Annotated in this window: 10 protein-coding genes and 1 other RNA gene; 3 read left to right on the forward strand and 8 right to left on the reverse strand. The window is 65.1% G+C overall.

Annotated features, from left to right (window positions below; translation table 11 throughout):
• Positions 1 to 16: 16 nt before the first annotated feature.
• The gene (locus tag QRM60_RS03860; RefSeq protein ID WP_115555586.1) at positions 17 to 871 is read left to right on the forward strand and encodes an aldo/keto reductase; all 855 of its coding nucleotides are present in this window, start codon (positions 17 to 19) and stop codon (positions 869 to 871) included.
• Positions 872 to 1,090: 219 nt separating this feature from the next.
• A complete protein-coding gene (locus QRM60_RS03865) occupies positions 1,091 to 3,196 on the forward strand; it encodes a catalase (RefSeq protein ID WP_014506993.1) in 2,106 nt (701 codons plus the stop codon).
• Between the two features lie 533 nt (positions 3,197 to 3,729).
• Here QRM60_RS03865 and QRM60_RS03870 read toward each other — a convergent pair.
• The 3 genes from QRM60_RS03870 to QRM60_RS03880 all read right to left on the reverse strand — a co-directional run bounded on the left by QRM60_RS03870 (position 3,730) and on the right by QRM60_RS03880 (position 5,304).
• Positions 3,730 to 3,803: non-coding RNA, sX9 sRNA (locus QRM60_RS03870), on the reverse strand.
• Positions 3,804 to 3,952: 149 nt separating this feature from the next.
• Complete coding sequence (locus tag QRM60_RS03875; RefSeq protein WP_042595103.1) at positions 3,953 to 4,678, reverse strand: AraC family transcriptional regulator; 726 nt, start codon at positions 4,676 to 4,678, stop codon at positions 3,953 to 3,955.
• Between the two features lie 116 nt (positions 4,679 to 4,794).
• Positions 4,795 to 5,304 (reverse strand): hypothetical protein, encoded by a 510-nt coding sequence (locus QRM60_RS03880; RefSeq protein WP_285445638.1) that lies wholly within the window; start codon positions 5,302 to 5,304, stop codon positions 4,795 to 4,797.
• A 254-nt stretch (positions 5,305 to 5,558) separates the two neighbouring features.
• On the opposite strand from QRM60_RS03880, the gene QRM60_RS03885 reads away from it, so the two are divergent.
• Positions 5,559 to 5,963: a hypothetical protein gene (locus QRM60_RS03885; protein ID WP_285445639.1), complete on the forward strand. Its 405-nt coding sequence runs from the start codon at positions 5,559 to 5,561 to the stop codon at positions 5,961 to 5,963.
• A gap of 61 nt (positions 5,964 to 6,024) precedes the next feature.
• Here QRM60_RS03885 and QRM60_RS03890 read toward each other — a convergent pair whose 3' ends face one another.
• From QRM60_RS03890 to QRM60_RS03910, 5 genes are all read right to left on the reverse strand, one after another.
• Positions 6,025 to 8,142 carry a S9 family peptidase gene (locus QRM60_RS03890; RefSeq protein WP_285445640.1) on the reverse strand — a complete coding sequence of 706 codons (2,118 nt, stop codon included), beginning with the start codon at positions 8,140 to 8,142 and terminating at the stop codon, positions 6,025 to 6,027.
• 472 nt (positions 8,143 to 8,614) lie between these two features.
• Positions 8,615 to 9,460 (reverse strand): transporter, encoded by an 846-nt coding sequence (locus QRM60_RS03895; protein ID WP_285445641.1) that lies wholly within the window; start codon positions 9,458 to 9,460, stop codon positions 8,615 to 8,617.
• A 534-nt stretch (positions 9,461 to 9,994) separates the two neighbouring features.
• Entirely contained in the window at positions 9,995 to 11,965 is a 1,971-nt protein-coding gene (locus tag QRM60_RS03900; RefSeq protein WP_115572659.1) for an oligopeptide transporter, OPT family, read from the reverse strand.
• 398 nt (positions 11,966 to 12,363) lie between these two features.
• Positions 12,364 to 13,182, reverse strand: a complete 819-nt coding sequence (locus tag QRM60_RS03905) for an HDOD domain-containing protein (RefSeq protein ID WP_285445642.1) — start codon at positions 13,180 to 13,182, stop codon at positions 12,364 to 12,366.
• A 230-nt stretch (positions 13,183 to 13,412) separates the two neighbouring features.
• The gene (locus QRM60_RS03910; protein ID WP_285445643.1) at positions 13,413 to 16,661 is read right to left on the reverse strand and encodes an error-prone DNA polymerase; all 3,249 of its coding nucleotides are present in this window, start codon (positions 16,659 to 16,661) and stop codon (positions 13,413 to 13,415) included.
• Between the last annotated feature and the right edge of the window lie 236 nt (positions 16,662 to 16,897).

The raw sequence follows: 16,897 nt of genomic DNA on the forward strand, positions 1-16,897 counted from the left end.
TCGCTGGAGCCCTGCCATGTCCGAATCCGCCACCACCCACTGCCCGCAGGTGACCTTGCGCAACGGACGCAGCGTGCCTGCACTCGGCATGGGCTCCTGGAACCTGGGCCAGGGACGGCATGCGCCGCAGCAGGAGATCGAAGCACTGCAGACTGGCCAGGCGCTGGGCATGCGCTTGATCGATACCGCCGAGATGTACGGCAATGGCCGCTCGGAACAGTTGATCAGCCAGGTGATCGCACGCGGGCAGCCGCCGTATCTGGTGTCCAAGGTGCTGCCCAGCAACGCCAGCGCGCGCGGCATTGCGCGCGCCTGCGAAGCCAGTCTGCAACGCCTGGGCGTGCGCACGCTGGATCTGTATCTGCTGCATTGGCGCGGCGGCAGCGATTTGGCGGAGGTGGTCGCTGCATTCGAAACACTGCGCGATGCGGGCAAGATCCGTGACTGGGGCGTGTCCAATTTCGATGTCGACGACATGCAGGAGCTCTGGCAGATCGATGGCGGGCAGCACTGCCTGGTGAATCAGGTGCTGTATCACGCCGGCAGCCGCGGCATCGAGTTCGATCTGTTGCCGTGGTGCGCGCAACATGCGGTGACGGTGATGGCGTATTCGCCGCTAGGCAGCCGTGCGTTGCTCGATCACCCGGTGCTGCATGCCATCGGTGCGCGACGCGGCGTGGCGGCCACCGCGGTGGCGCTGGCGTGGGCCATCCGCAGTGGGCAGGTGATCGCCATTCCCGAATCCGGTACGCCAGCGCATGTCCGCGCCAATGCAGATGCATGCACGCTGCAACTCGATGCGCAGGATCTGGCAGACCTGGACAGCGCATTTCCACCGCCCACGCGCAAGCAGCCACTGGATTTGCTGTAGACCTCGCTCACGGTCGCGCTTGCAGCATGCCGTGCGTCACAGTGTTGTCGTTGCACTAAACAGCTATTTTTGCGTGTAATTGTTCGCTACACGCTGACCTGCAACGCGCTCGCATGCGCATGTGAGTGTTCGTTCGCATGCAGACACATCCATTTAACAGCGCCACTCCCAGGCTCGACTGGATAGCTCGCATCCCAGCCCGCCAACGTGGAGTCCCCCATGGCCAAGTCCCCCAGCAAGCCCGCACAGATTCCTTCTGTCGGCAGTTCCGCAAGCGCGCATGAGTTGCGCGGCACCGGCGACGAACTGCATCAGAAGGCCGGCGGCTCGCATCCGCAACTGACCACCAACCAGGGCATTCCCGTTGGCGACAACCAGAACTCGCTCCGCGCCACACCGCGCGGCCCGACGTTGCTGGAAGATTTCATCCTGCGCGAAAAGATCACGCACTTCGACCATGAGCGCATTCCCGAGCGCATCGTGCATGCACGCGGTAGCGCGGCGCACGGCTACTTCGAGCTGACCAAGTCGCTGAGCCAGTACACCACGGCCAAGTTGCTCACCGAAGTGGGCGAAAAAACCCCACTATTCACGCGTTTTTCCACCGTGGCCGGCGGCGCCGGTTCGGTCGATACACCTCGCGATGTGCGCGGCTTCGCGGTGAAGTTCTATACCAAGGAAGGCAACTGGGATCTGGTCGGCAACAACATCCCGGTGTTCTTCATCCAGGATGCAATGAAGTTTCCAGACCTCATCCACGCGGTGAAGATGGAACCGGACCGCGGCTTTCCGCAGGCCGCCAGCGCACACGACACGTTCTGGGATTTCATCTCGCTCACCCCCGAATCGATGCACATGATCATGTGGGCAATGAGCGATCGCACCATTCCGCGTTCGTTGCGCATGATCGAAGGCTTCGGCATCCACAGCTTCCGCCTGCTCAATGAAAACGGCGACAGCACCTTCGTCAAATTCCATTGGCGCCCCAAGCTGGGCCTGCAGTCCACCATCTGGGACGAGGCAGTCAAACTTGCCGGTGCGGACCCAGACTTCCAGCGTCGCGATCTGTTCGAGGCGATTCAGAAGGGCGACTTCCCCGAGTGGGAATTGGGCGTGCAGCTGTTCACCGAAGCCGAGGCCGAGGCATTCCCGTTCGACCACCTGGATTCGACCAAGGTCATTCCGGAAGAGCTGGTGCCCTTGCAGATCGTCGGGCGCATGGTGCTGGACCGCTGGCCGGACAACTTTTTTGCAGAGACCGAGCAGGTGGCCTATTGCCCGGCCAACATCGTGCCGGGGATCGACTTCAGCAACGACCCGCTGCTGCAAGGCCGGCTGTTCTCCTACCTGGACACGCAGCTGAGCCGCCTGGGCGGGCCCAACTTCCATCAGATTCCGATCAACGCACCGAAGTGCCCGTTCGCCAACAACCAGCGCGATGGCCACATGCAGATGGGCGTGCCGAAGGGCCGCGTGGCGTACGAACCCAGCTCCTTGCAGGCTGACGCACCACGCGAGGCGCTGCGCGGTTTCCCCAGCCATGCCACACCGGCCGAGGATGGCGCCAAGGGCCGAGTGCGTGCGGAAAGTTTTGCCGACCATTACAGCCAAGCACGCATGTTCTTCCGCAGCCAGACCGCACCGGAGCAAGCGCATCTGGCGTCTGCACTGGTGTTCGAACTCTCCAAGGTGGAAACCGCGCACGTGCGCGAGGCCATCGTGGGACATCTGCGGCATATCGATGAAGCGCTGGCCAAGCGCGTGGCCGATGGCATGGGCATGACAAGCCTGCCGCCGGCACCGCCGGCCGCCGTTGCACCGACCGACATGCCGTTGTCGCCGGCGCTGCAGTTGATCGGCAAGATGAAGGACACGCTGCAGGGCCGCACGGTAGGCATCCTGATCCACGACGGCTCCGACGCCGCGGCGATCAAGGCTGTGCGCAAGGCGGCCGAAGCGGCCGGTGCAACGGTCAAGATCGTGGCCCCCAAGCTGGGCGGCGCCAAGCTCAGCGACGGCAAGCAACTGGCTGCCGATGGCCAGCTAGCCGGCACGCCGTCGATCGTGTTCGACGCGGTGGCGGTGCTGCTGTCTTCGGAAGCGGCCAAGGCGTTGACGCGCGAATCGGCGGCGCTGGATTTTGTCAGCAATGCCTGGGCGCATCTGAAGGCGATCGCTTTCGACGACGGCGCGCAACTGCTGCTCAAGGCCGGCAATGTCGGCAAGGATCCGGGCGTGGTCGATGCGGCCGACACCAAGGCCTTCATTACCGCCGCCAAGACCCGCCAGTGGGCACGCGAGCCGAAGGTGCGCATGCTGGCGTAACCCACCAGCGCCACCGAAAGCTGCCTTGGGCGCGAGCGACTTTCCATGTCGTTTCCCGCCCATTGCATTTGAAGCACGCTAGGTTTCGAAATCTCGGGTGTTTTGGAGTTTGTTGGACAGGGGTGTTGATTGCTTGGAGAGCAGATGATCTGCCGCTTGGCTGCAGGGCCCTTGCCCGCCCACCATCGCGGGACACGCTGCAAGTACGTCCTTGTAAGCTCTTACGCGGCATCCATGCCGCGTAAGGTCCCGCGATGATGCGCGGGCAAGGACCAGTCGAGAGTGGCGGTTTGCATGGTGCAAGCCGTGCATGGCGTGCGCTGTTCGGATAACGGCGCGTCCGATCAGTGTCCCAAGGCAAGCCGAGTAACAAGCAGGCTTTCAACACAGCAACCGACTCACTTTCTGGTGCGGTGTCCTCGCCGCTTGCGGGACCGTGTGGCGGCATGGATGCCGACACCGAGCCTCCACGGACGGATTCACGGCGTGTCCCGCAAGCGGTGAGGGCGCCGCGCACTCGACTAACTCAGAGCGGCTTACAAAACGTAGCGAGCAGCCGTCAGGTGGGTGCGGACGGCGCGGAGGAACCGGAGTGTCCGGGGTACATGCCGATTCCCAGCACCGGCCGCGCCCGCCTGGCGGCTGCGCAGTCGTTTTGATAAGTGCTCTAAGCTGTTGACTCAATGCTCTGCTGCAGTGAGTGCACCACACACGCAACTCACTTCGCTGCTGCGAATTCGTCTTAATCAGGCCGTCCTAAGAAGTTCCGGCAGGAAACTGCCCTGCAGTTGCCAGCGTACGGTACTCACGTGGGGTCATGCCGACGGCCAGCTTGAACTGCCGCGTAAACGCGCTTTGATCGCTGAAACCACAGGCATGGCCAATCTCGGTCACGCTCTTGGTTCCATGCAATAAATGCATCGCCATCTGCAGACGCAGCTTGGCCAGTACCTGTTGTGGAGTGAGCTGGAACACCTTGCGGAACGAGCGCTGCAGCTTGGACATCGAGAACCCGGTGATATCCACCAGCGCCTGCATGCGCACGTTTTGCGCGTAGTTGGCGTTGAGGTAGGCCAGCGCGAGACGCAGTTTTTCGTACTGCGATTCCTGGCCATCCTGCGGCCCCAGATCGCGCGAGATGCCGATGATGCCCTGCACCTTGCCGTCCACCAGCAGCGGACGCTTGCAGGTGAGGCACCAGCCAGGTTCGCGGTTGGCAAACAGATGTAACTCGAGCAGGTTGTCGATCACCGCACCGGCCAGCACCTGTTCGTCTTGGTTGGCATAGTTGGCGCCCAGCCCGCTCGGGTAGACCTCGGCGACACGTTTGCCGATCAAGTCCTTGCGCGACTTCAGGCCCAACCGCCGCAGCATGGTCTGGTTGACGTGGGTATAGCGGCCTTCGCGGTCCTTGACGAAGAACAGCACGTCCGGCACGGCGTCGAACAACGCTTCCAGATCGGCAGGATCAACGCTCTTCATGCAGGACGATGGGCTCAGGGCAAGGAATGACGGCGCTGCGGGCACTGCAGTTCGCAACCGCCGCGCATGCAGGCCACGTCATGATACGCCGCGGCGCGATTCCTTCTGAATGCCGATCAGCGCGGATCTTTCGCCGCGCTGGCAGCGCCGGACGTTGCAGCCGCTGCAGTCGGCGCGGGCGTGGTACCGGCCGCGGCCGACGCCGTCCCGGCAGCAATCCGGTCAGCCGTCACCGGGCGCGTGGCCCAGCGCTGCACCACCGCAGCACCGGCTTGCGAGCCGATCTGCACACGCAGGCGAGTGCCGGGCGTTGGCGCGACGAATTCGATCTCGCAATCACCGGCGGCCATGCAGCTGTCGGCCGCCAACGGATCTACCGGCTGCCAGCCCTGCTCCATCACCGTCTGCGCAAACGCGCGGTAGCTCATGCCGGACTGGAGCGTGGCCGGCAACGGCAGTGCCAGCGCATCACCCACTGCATCGGCTGCGGCAGACGCGGCAGGCGGCGTCTCGGCCGCTGCGGTTGCACGCACGGGCGCACCGGAAACCGGCCGCGGCACGGCGCTCCAGGCGGGAGAGGAAAGAACAACGAGACCCAACATCAATGGGCGGACAAACGTGCGCATGCAAACGATCCTTGCGATCCTGCAGGGAACTGGGAAAGGTGGAGACGCGTCATTTTGCCATGTCGGCATGACGCTGAAGCGATGACGCACGTGCGCGATTAGCTGCCGTTACGCGACCAAACCCGCCAAGAGCGTACTCATCTGCACCCCTTAGCGGCAGCACGTCGGATGACTTGAGCAACGTGGTGGTATCCGCAGGTCGCCTTGTCGCGCGCCTGCCGGCATCATGCGCGTTTGTACTTTCGGAGATGCCCATGACCCTGCCCACTTCCACGCCTTACGCCGTCGGGCAACTGTGGCGCTGCCGCGGGCGGCATGCAGGCGAAAACCCGCTCCTGCTGATCAACCGGATCGATGAGCATCCGCAGGGCGGGCAGATCCTGCACGCCACGCTACGCGAGCTGCAGATCCAGCATCCGGGTGCACCCGGTGGTCTGCTGGAGACGCTGCCGCATGTGCCGGTGATCGCACAGACGCTGGACCGCAGTGATGCGGCGCTGGTTGGCAGCAGCGCGCCCGACCCGGCCTATCTACCCGGTTACAGCGAATGGAAAGCCGCATTCGATGCCGGCCAGGCTGGCTCGTACGGCATCGCGGTGGCCGAGATCCTGCAGATTGTGGAAGGCCACCTGGCCAAACGCGCGCTCGCTGCGCAATAAGCCATAAACATGACCGGCACGCCGCATTGCACGGCGTGCCGGTCAGTGCTTCAACGGGCGATCACTGCCCGATGTGCTGCTTCAACCAGCTGTTGACGGTGTCGTGCCACAGCACGCTGTTGTCCGGCTTGAGCACCCAGTGGTTCTCGTCTGGGAAATACAGGAACTTGGAGTCGATACCCTTGCGCTGCAGCGCGGTGAACGCGGCCAGGCCCTGCTCGACCGGGATGCGGAAATCCTGCTGGCCATGGATCACCAGCATCGGCACCTTCCACTTGTCCACGTGCAGCACCGGGTTGAACTTCTCGTAGCCTGCGGGGTTCTGCCACGGCGTGCCGCCGTTTTCCCACTCGCTGAACCACAATTCCTCGGTGGCATAGCCCATGGTGCGGTTGTCGAACACGCCGTCGTGGTCGACGAGGCACTTCCACGGTTGGTTCCAGTTGCCTGCCATCCAATAGACCATGTAGCCGCCGTAACTGGCACCCAGCGCGCAGGCCTTGTCGCCGTTGAGGAAGCCGTACTGCTTCTGCGCAGCGGCCCAACCCTTTTGCAGGTCTTCCAGCGGGCGGTCGCCCCAATGCTGGCTGATCGCGTCGGTGAATTCCTGGCCGTAACCGGTGGAGCCATGGAAGTCGATCATCACCACCGCATAGCCCTGGCCGGCGTACGTCTGCGGATTCCAGCGGTTGCTCCAGCCATTGCCGAAACTGCCCTGCGGGCCGCCGTGGATCAGGAACGCCACCGGATAGGTCTTGCCTTCCTGATAGTTGTACGGCTTGACCACGTAGCCATGCACGGTGTCGTTGTTCCAGCCCTTGAACTGGAACTGCTCGTAGTCGCCGAACTGCACGTCGGGCAGCAATTCGCCGGCGCTCTGGGTGATCGCACGCAGCCCCTGCCCCTGCACATCGCTGACAACTATCTGGTCGCCGCTCTTGAGCGAGTTACGCGTGAATGCCAGCGTGGTACCGGCCAGCACAGGTGCATGCACGCTGCCCTCGCCCACCACCTTGGTGGCGTCACCGCTGGCAATGTCGACCTTGAACAAGGGGTGCTCGCCCAGATCGTCGGCGCTGGTGTAGAGGCTGCTGCCATCGTCGCTCAGCACGATCTCGCCCGCCGAGCGGTCCCACTTTGGCGCGATCTCGCGGGTCTTGCCGCTGGCCAGATCCATCGCCATCAGGCCGAAACGGTCGGCTTCGAAACCGGGACGCTTCATGGCGCGGTAGTACAGCGTCTTGCCGTCGGCACTGAACACCGGGCCCGCATCCCACGCCGGGTTGGCGGCGGTGAGATTGACCGGCGCGGATTTGCCGGCCGCATCCAGGCGATACAGGTCGAAGTTGGTCTGCCACGCTTCGTCGTTGCCGGTGGCCTTGCCTTGCGCAGCCGCCTTGCCGGCACCCGGGCCATGCGGCTGCGGGATGCGCACGCTGACCACCACGCTGGCGCCATCGGGCGACCAGGCGTAATCGTCATTGCCGCCGAACGGCTTGGACGGTGCATCGCCGGCCAGCGTGGCGCTGATCGCCGAGGCACCTGCCACGGCCTTCGCACCGGCCGCAGGCAGCTCGGCGACGAACAACGTGTTGCGACGGCCATCGTTCCAGGTGTCCCAATGGCGCACGAACAACTGGTCGTACACCACACCGCTGGCCTTGGCGTTCTTGAGGTCGGCCAGCTTCTTCTTGGTGCAGCCCAGGTCCGAGCCGCAGTCCTGGAACACGCCCGCACTGAAGGCAATGCGCTTGCCATCCGGCGAGAGCTTGTAGCTGTCCAGGTCCACCGCAAAGGCGGTGAGTTGTTGCGGGGTGCCGCCGGCCAGCGGCTGCGCGTACAGCTGCTGGGTGCCGGACTTGCTACTGAGGAAGTACACCGTCTTGCCATCCGGCGACAGCGCCGGGCTGTTGACGTTCCAGCCTTCCGGTGTAAGCCGCTTGGGCGGCGCCAGATCGCGAGTGCGCAGATTGCGCATCCACAGGCTGGTGGCGGCCTTGCCATTGGCGGTCTTGGCCTGGCGCTTGGCGAATACCACCACGCTGCCATCGGGCGTGAGCGTGGGCGAGGACACGCGGTCCAGCGCCACCATGTCGCGCACATCGAAACCGCGCGCGGCGGCCAGCATGGGCAAGGCAGTCAACAGGCACAGGGGCAATACGGCAGTACGAAGCTTCATGGGAGTTCCGGCAACGGCAAAACGTCGATGGTAGGCGTTGCTGCGGCGCACGCGCAAAGACTTGCGCTTGCGCCTGCCTGCATGGTCGCGTGGGTGTCGCCTCGTGCATGGAATTGCGCGTCTCAGCGCAGCGACCAGAGGCCCCAGGCGCGTGTTGTCGAACGCGCACGGCTGTCGCGCGTGGCGGTGCATGGCGGCTGGGTCATGCGGCCAGCAAGCTGATGGCAGCAGCCAGGCACGCTTGACGCGTGCACGCTGCGTTGGATAGGTGATTGCAACAGCCGCCGCTGCGTCCAAAAGGGCATCCCCTGCGGCAGCACCCGCTCAGCGTTGTTCAAGCATCAGCGGTGACCGGCATGCCACGTACGGATGTTGCGAGGCGCCAGTCAACCTGGCGCCTCGCAACTTTGACCATGCTTGGCAGCGCGGTGGCATGTCCGCCAACTCACCCTGCCCTGGCCCATCACATGCATCAGAAGCGGTGCGCCAACCCCACATACACCTGCGCATCCGGGGTGCGGTCGTTGAGGCCGAAGTTGGCGCCCACGTCCAGTTGCAGCAGCGGGTTGATCAGATACGCAGCGGCGATGTCGGCCGAATACTGCTCGATGGTTTCGGTCGGGTCGCGATTGATCGAGGACCACACTTCCACCGCCATCGACAGCTTCGGCGTCAGTGGGCGGGCCAGGTTGATCGCATTGATCACCGCGATGTGATTGCCGCTGCCATCGCTGTCGGCCAGCCAGTCGACCTCCGGGCCGAAGGTCAACGAGAAGCTGTTGGGCAAGGCGAAATTGATCGGCAGCGCGATGCCGCCTTCCCACTCGTCGTTGCCCAGACCGGTGCGCGCGGTGGGCGCCTTGACGAACGGCAGCACCGCGACGGTGGCGGTATCGCTCTCGTAAAAGCGCGCCTTCATGCGCAGATAGATGTCGCCACCGCCGCTCAGGCTGCTGCGTGCGCCGGTGGCACGATCGGTGGTCTTGACCTGCAGCTGCGGCGCCCAGTTGAGCTGCAGATCGATGCGGTCGCTGACGCCGTACTTGAGCGTGGGATTGGTGAACACCGAGGTTTCGGTGCGCGTGCCGGGCTGGCTGTCGCGGGTGTAGCTGCCGATGTCGGTTTCCAGCTGCCAGGCGCCGGTCGGCACGGTACAGGTGGAATTGGCCTTGGTCGGCCGATCGGTGCACAGCGGTGCTTCGGTGGCATCTTGCGCCTGCGCTTGCCAGGCCAGGCCGCACAGCACGCCGGCCAGGGCGATGGCCAGCACAGGGGTGCGCGCTGCGCGGGACGAGGAACGGGAAATCACAGTCAGCATTGCAGTACTCCATGGCAGAGCGCTGGATCGATGACACGACAAACCAGCAGTGAGTGGGCGGGGGTGCGCGTGGAGAGGTGGATCGACTGCACGACGCCGGAGTCGCGGCGTCTGCTCGATCCTATCGAACTGTCGAGCTCGTCAGGCAAAAAGCGACCGCAACCGCACATTGGAAGAGGCGCAGTGTGATTGGGCTAACGTTTTTGTCGGCAACAGTGGCGGCGCGATGGCCTATGGCGCGAAGATCAGCGGGGTCGATCGAGGCATGCGGCAGCCGTAACGCATCATTCGTGCGGGAGACGGCACGATACGGAGCGGCGGCATAAAGGCGCTATGCATGCGCGCTGGGCCTGGCATAAAGTCGGCGCAAAGACAGGCCGCAGACGACGACGCGCCGTCAGGGACGTCGATGCGGTCTGCGGCGGCGGTGCGTTGGGATGGTGCAGAGGGCAGCGGCATGCGCTGCAGGCAGGTCGCCTTGCGCGCCTGCCAGGACGGCGCATGCATCGCATGCGCCGTGTGTGTGTCGCTGACTCAGGCGGCTTTTTCGCCGCGCTTGCCGACGCGATAGAGCAGCCAGCCCACCAGGGCCAGGATCGCCAGGCCAACCCACTGATTGAGTTGCAAAGCAGCCGGCAGTGCCAGCACATCGGCGCGGCTGGACAGCACGATCGGCACCGCAATGGCGATGCCCATCAAGGCTTCGCCGGTGATCAGGCCGGCGGCAAACAGCACGCCCGGACGATGCACGCGGTCGCGGCCGTCTTCGTCGTCGGCGCGGATATTGTGGAAGCGCTCCACCAGATGCGCGATCAGGCCGCCGAGGAAGATCGGCACCATCAGTTCCAGCGGCAGGTAGATACCGATCGCCGCGGCCAGGACCGGCACGCGGAAGCGCTTGCCGGTTTTCTTCAACCATTCGTCGAGCGCAATGATGGCCGCGCCGACGCCGGCACCGATGGCGATCATGCTCCACGGCAACTGGCCGCCAAACAGGCCTTTGGCCACCGAGGCCATCAAGGTGGCCTGCGGCGCACCCAGCGAGTTGGGATGCTGCGGCGTGGCCGGGCCGATGCCGTAGGCCTGGGCAAGCAGGTTCAGCACCGGCGCCATGATCAATGCGCACGAGAACGCACCGATGCCCAGCATCAGCTGCTGCTTCCACGGCGTCGCGCCAACCAGATAACCGGCCTTGAGATCCTGCAGGTTGTCGCCGCCCACCGCCGCCGCGCAGCACACCACCGCGCCGATCATGATCGCGGCCACCGCGCCCAACGGTGCGGCGCCGATGCCTACCGGCACCAGCCCGCTCTTGCCCAGCAGCAACACCAGCACCGCCGAGGCGAACAGGATGGTGGAAATGGTGATGCCCGACACCGGGTTGTTGGACGAGCCGATCAGGCCGGCCAGGTAGCCGGACACCGACACGAACAGGAAGCCGGCCACGATCATGATGATGGTCATCGGGATCGACACGTGCCACTGCTGCACGATGGCCTGGTACAGGCCCAGCAGCGGCAAGGTGCACAGCACCAGCGCCACCAGCATCCACTTCATCGGCAGATCGCGCTCGGTTTCGGCAACTACGCCGCCACCGCTTTTACGCGCAGCGGCAAAACCGCTCTTGATGCCGGAGAACAGCGACTTGCGCAGCGAGAACAGCGTCCACACGCCGCCGATCAGCATCGCACCCACGCCCAGGTAGCGGATCTTCGCGCCCCAGATACCGAACGCGGCATCGGCTGCCGGCGCATCCACCAGGCTCTGTGCCAGCGCCGGGTCGCTGCCCATGAAGAACTGCTGGTACAGCGGGATGGCGATATGCCAGGACAGGATCGAGCCGGACAGCACCACGATGCCGACGTTCAAGCCGACGATGTAGCCCACGCCGAGCAAGGCCGGCGACAGGTTGGTGCCCAGATAGCCGACCAGGCGGCTGCTGCCCAGGTAGGTGGCCTGCGCCCAGGTATCGGGGATCACGCGCAGGCCGCTGGCCGCGCCCAGTTTGACCAGTGCGCCGATGGCACCGGAGATGGCCAGGATCTTCAGGCCCGGGCCGGGGTTCTCGCCGGCCTTGAGCACTTCGGCGGCGGCCTTGCCTTCGGGGAACGGCAGCGGGTCTTCGACGATCATCGAGCGCCGCAACGGCACCGAGAACAGCACGCCGAGCAGGCCGCCCATGCCGGCGATGCCGAGCACCCACCAGTACTTGAAGTCCGGCCAGTAGCCCATGATCACCAGCGCCGGGATGGTGAAGATCACCCCCGCCGCGATCGACGAGCCTGCCGAAGCGCCGGTCTGGACGATGTTGTTTTCCAGGATGGTGCCGCCGCCGAGCAGGCGCAGCACGCCCATCGAGACAACCGCCGCCGGAATGGCGGTGGCAATGGTCAACCCGGCGAACAGACCGAGATAGGCATTGGCGGCCGACAACACCACCGCCAGCACGATGGCCAGCACGACGGCACGGAAGGTGAGCTGGCGCGGCTGCGCGTCATGGCGCATTGGGCATTCCCCTGAGGCAAAAAATCCGCATCACGCTAGCGCCTGCAGCGGTTTCCGTCCAGCTGCGGCGCGGCGTGACAGTGTGCGATCTGTGGCGGGTGGGAATGCAGGTGTGGGCGCAGCAAGCGTCCGGTGGGATGGCCAAAGGCGATGCAGGCCATTGAGACTGAGTCGCTCCGAGCCTGCCGCACACGACCGGCGGCGCACTTTCGCGCCGCTGCCATCTGCGGGAAAGCGGATGTGGACCATTCCAGACTCAGGCGGCGGTGCGTCATGCATCTGCGCGTGGGCTGGCAAAGTACCGGCTCGTCGGGAGATGCAGATCGCAAGCAGCTGCGCAATGAACCGCTGCAGTTGCAAGCACGCAGCGGTTCACGCGGCAGCATCACCGGCGCGTGTCAGTGCAGCAATTCGGCAAACGCGCGGTCGGCTTCGATCACATCCGGCAAGGTGGCGAACAAGGCATCCAGATCGATGCTGTCCATCAACGGGCCGCGCGCGGCGGCAAGCGCGGCGGGAGTCGCTCCGCCGTGCGCGTGCAACGCATCGGAGACATGCACCGCCTGGGCAACCACCAAGGGCATCAGCGCACCATCAGGCGCAGCGGCCGGGCGCACCTGATACGCGATGGCATCCTGGATCACGACAGGCAAGTGCCAGCGGCGCACCAGTTCGGCGCCGACTTCCGGGTAGCCGAATCCCAAGTGCAGGGTTTCGTCCGCGGCATGGCCTGCCGACGATGCGTCATGATTGATGCGGTTAGCGTATTCCGGCGCGCCGGACTGGATCAGCAATTCGCCGATGTTATGCATCATGCCGCAGGTGAATGCGGTTTCCGGGTCAACACGGTGCTGCCGCGCCAGCAGACGGCAAATGCCTGCCACCTCGAAAGTGCGGCGCCAGAAGGCCTTCAGATCGAAACCCGGACCCGCGCGAAATACCCCGGTCATCGCCGAGGCCAGTACCAAGGTGCGCAGCGTGTTGAAGCCGAGCCGCATCGCAGCATCCCCAACGCTGGTGGAATCGTTCAGCCCGTGGAAGCGCGCGGAATTGGCCAGACGCAGCACCTTGCCGGCAATCACCGGATCACGTTCGATGGTGTGCGCCAAGGTGTCGATGTTGGTGTCTGGATTATCGAACTGGCGAATCAGGTCCTGCGCCAACTTGGGCACAGTGGGCAAGGTGTGTAACTGGTCGAACAGAACCTCCAACTTCATGGTCGCCTCATTGATAGGAAGTGGAACGGCTACAGACCTCACCAGCGCGCAGCAGCAAGGCGGCGGGCACGACTTGAGTGTACGTCGCCGTGGATGTCAATTCCGAGCAGCAGTCGCCGGCCTGGTGCCGTCATTGCCACAAGCAGGCGCGGCCGCACGCGGGGTTGATGTGCCTGATGCGAACCACATGCCAGCGGCGCAGCGCATGCCCAACAATCACACCGCTGCCGTCAATGGAAATCCCGCGACGGCAGCTGCATCTCGCCGAGCAGGTCGCTGAGGTCGTAGAGGTCGCCGGCGATGAGGTGCTCCACACCGTCCACGCGTTCCCAGCGGCCGCGCACCGCCAGCAGGCGCGATTCCAGCAAGGCGCGGCGGCGGCGCATGGCCAGGTGCGACCACACGATGACGTTGATCATGCCGTGCTCGTCTTCGAGGGTGACGAAGATGGTGCCCTTGGCGGTGGCCGGGCGTTGCCGCTGTGTGACCAGCCCGGCCACATGCACGCCGCTGCCATGCCGGCGCGCCTGCAACTCGCGCAGGCCCAGGATGCGCCGCTGCAGCATCTGCGGGCGCAGCAGTGCCATCGGATGCTGGCGCAAGCTCAGGCCCACCGCGCGGTAGTCGGCCAGGATCTCTTCGCCGGCGCGCGGCGCAGGCAGTTCCACCGCGCGTTCGGCCGGGCTGCCGGGCAGCAGCGGCCGGCGCGCCTCCACGCCGGCCATGGCCCAGCGCGCGGCATTGCGATTGCCCACCATCGACTGCAACGCGCCGGCTTCGGCCAGGGCCAGGCGCGCCTTTTCATCGAGCGCCGCGCGCAGGCACAGGTCGCCGATGTCGGCAAATGGCCGCTGCGCGCGTGCGGCAACGATGCGCTCGACCACCTTCTCGGACAGGCCGCTCACCTGGCGCAATCCCAGCCGGATCGCCGGCTGCTCGCCGGGGTCGGCATCGCTGTGCCACGGCCGGCCGCCGACCAGGATGTTGTCCCAGTCGCTGTGCAACACATCCACCGGCAACACCTCCACACGCTGGCGCTCCGGGCTGCCGCGGCGCGCGTCCTGCACGATCTGGCTGACCGAATAGAACCCCATCGGCTGCGCGTTGAGTAGCCCGCAGGCAAAGGCCGCCGGTTCGTGCCGCTTGAGCCAGCAACTGGCGTACACCAGTTTGGCGAACGAGGCGGCGTGGCTTTGCGGGAATCCGTAGGAACCGAAGCCTTTGATCTGCTCGAAGATCTGGTCGATGAATTCCGGCGCGTAGCCGCGCCCGGCCATCAGTTCGCGGATGCGTACACGGTGCGGCTCCATGTCGCCGCCGCGCCGCCAGGCCGCCATCGACCGCCGCAGCTGGTCGGCCTCGCTGTCGGTATAGCCGGCATGGATCACCAGCTCCATCACCTGCTCCTGAAACAGTGGAATGCCCAGCGTGCGGCCCAGGATTTCCTCAACGCCTGGCGAGGGGAAACTGACCGGCTCATAGCCCTGCCGCCGGCGCAGATACGGGTGCACCATGTCGCCCTGGATCGGGCCGGGCCGCACGATCGCCACTTCGATCACCAGGTCGTAGAACTCCCGTGGCTTGAGCCGCGGCAGCATCGCCATCTGCGCACGTGATTCGATCTGGAACACGCCCACCGTATCGGCACGCTGGATCATCTTGTAGGTTGCGGCATCCTCGCCCGGCAGCGTGGCAATGGTGTAGTCGCGCCCGCGATGGCCGCGCACCAGATCCAGCGTCTTGCGGATGCAGGTCAGCATGCCCAAGGCCAGGCAATCAACCTTGAGCAGCTTCATGGTTTCCAGATCGTCCTTGTCCCACTGGATGATGGTGCGATCGGCCATCGCCGCGTTTTCCACCGGCACCAGCATCGACAGCGGTTCGTCGGAGATCACGAATCCGCCTACGTGTTGCGACAGATGACGCGGGTGATCGCGCAGGTGCTCGGTGACTGCAAGAATCTTGTTGATCAGTGGGTTGGCCAAATCGAACCCGGCTTCTGCGATGCGCTGTTCCATCGGCGTGTCGCCATTACCCCACCCGTAGCAATTGGCCAGCAACGCGATCTGGTCCGGCGGCAGGCCGAACGCCTTGGCGACATCACGCACCGCGCTCTTGCCGCGGTAGCAGATCACCGTGGCTGCCAGTGCAGCGCGTTCGCGGCCATATTTGGTGTAGACGTATTGCAGCACTTCTTCGCGCCGCTCGTGCTCGAAGTCCACGTCGATATCCGGCGGCTCGTCGCGCTCCTTGGACAGGAACCGCGCCATCAGCAACCGGGTCTCGCTCGGGTTGACCGCGGTGATGCCCAGCGCATAGCACACCGCCGAATTGGCCGAAGATCCACGCCCCTGGCACAGGATGTGCTGCGCCCGCGCGAAGCGCACCACATCCTGCACGGTGAGGAAAAACGCCTCATACCCTTTGTAGGCGATCAGCTCAAGCTCGCTGTCGATCTGCGCCAGCACATTGGCCGGCGCGCCCTCGGGCCAGCGCTCGCGCATGCCGGCTTCGGTGAGTTGGCGCAAATAGCTGGCCGGCGTATGGCCCTGCGGCACCAACTCGCGCGGATAGGTGTACTGCACCTTTGAAAGATCGAAGGTGCAGCGTTGCGCCAATTCCACCGACGCCTGCAACAACGCATGCGGATAGATGTTGCCCAGCGCACGCCGGGGACGCAGGTGCCGTTCGCCATTGCGAAACAGATGCGCGCCGCAGTCGGCCAATGGCAGCGTGTGGCGGATGGCGGTCAGGGTGTCCTGCACGATGCGGTCGCGCCGCTGCGCCATGTGCACATCGCCGCTGGCCAGCGCGCTCATACCCAGCTGCTGGGCCAGCGCCTGCAGGGCCTGCAGGCGTGCGGCATCGTCCTGCTCACGATGCAGTTCCACCGCCAGGAATGCGCGCTCTGCAAACACGCGCTGCAGCCAGGCGCCCTGTTCGGCCTGCGGTTGATCACCAGGCAACCACAGCGCAAAGACGCCCGGGACCACATCGCGAAAGTGCGCTTCCACCTCGGCACGCCCCAACCGGTATGCGCCCTTGCCTGCCGCACGCCGGCCGGTGGTGATCACACTGCACAGCTGCGGATAGCCGCGCGCATTCTCCACCAGCAGCACGAAGCGCGTGCCATCGACCAGGGTGAACTCGCTGCCGACAATCAGCTGCACGCCGGTGGCGCGCGAAGCTTCCAGCCCACGCACGATGCCGGCCAATGAGCATTCGTCGGTGATGGCCAATGCGCTGTAGCCGCAGTGGTGCGCACGCGCAAACAGCTGCTCGGCACTGGAGGCCCCACGCAGGAACGAAAAATCCGACAGGCAGTGCAGCTCGGCATACGCCGGCAGCGTATCGGCCACTGCGGCATGGGTGATGTCGTCGTTGGCCGCACGCAGCCGCGCGGCAACCGTCCAGCCGCGCGGCATGCGCCCGCCGGGCGTGTCGCGATCCACGCCATCGATGGCATCGTCCCAACTCATGGTTGGCTGCACGTGGCGCCACGCTGCCACCACACAGGCCGACACTGTGGCAGACGATCACCAGGCAGCATCGATGGCGCAGTGGCGTGGCCGCGACCACGCTGCGGACGCTGTTCGGGATGTGCATGCGCAGGTGCGCTGCTGGGTGCCGCCGGCCGTTGGACAAGCGTTTGCGGCGCAGTAGCCGCCGTTGGCTGCGGGGAGATAGCGCAGGCTGGCGTGATGCGCGCGAATCG

The organism is Xanthomonas sp. fls2-241-TYG-148 (assembly GCF_030208815.1).
Classification (GTDB): domain Bacteria; phylum Pseudomonadota; class Gammaproteobacteria; order Xanthomonadales; family Xanthomonadaceae; genus Xanthomonas; species Xanthomonas campestris.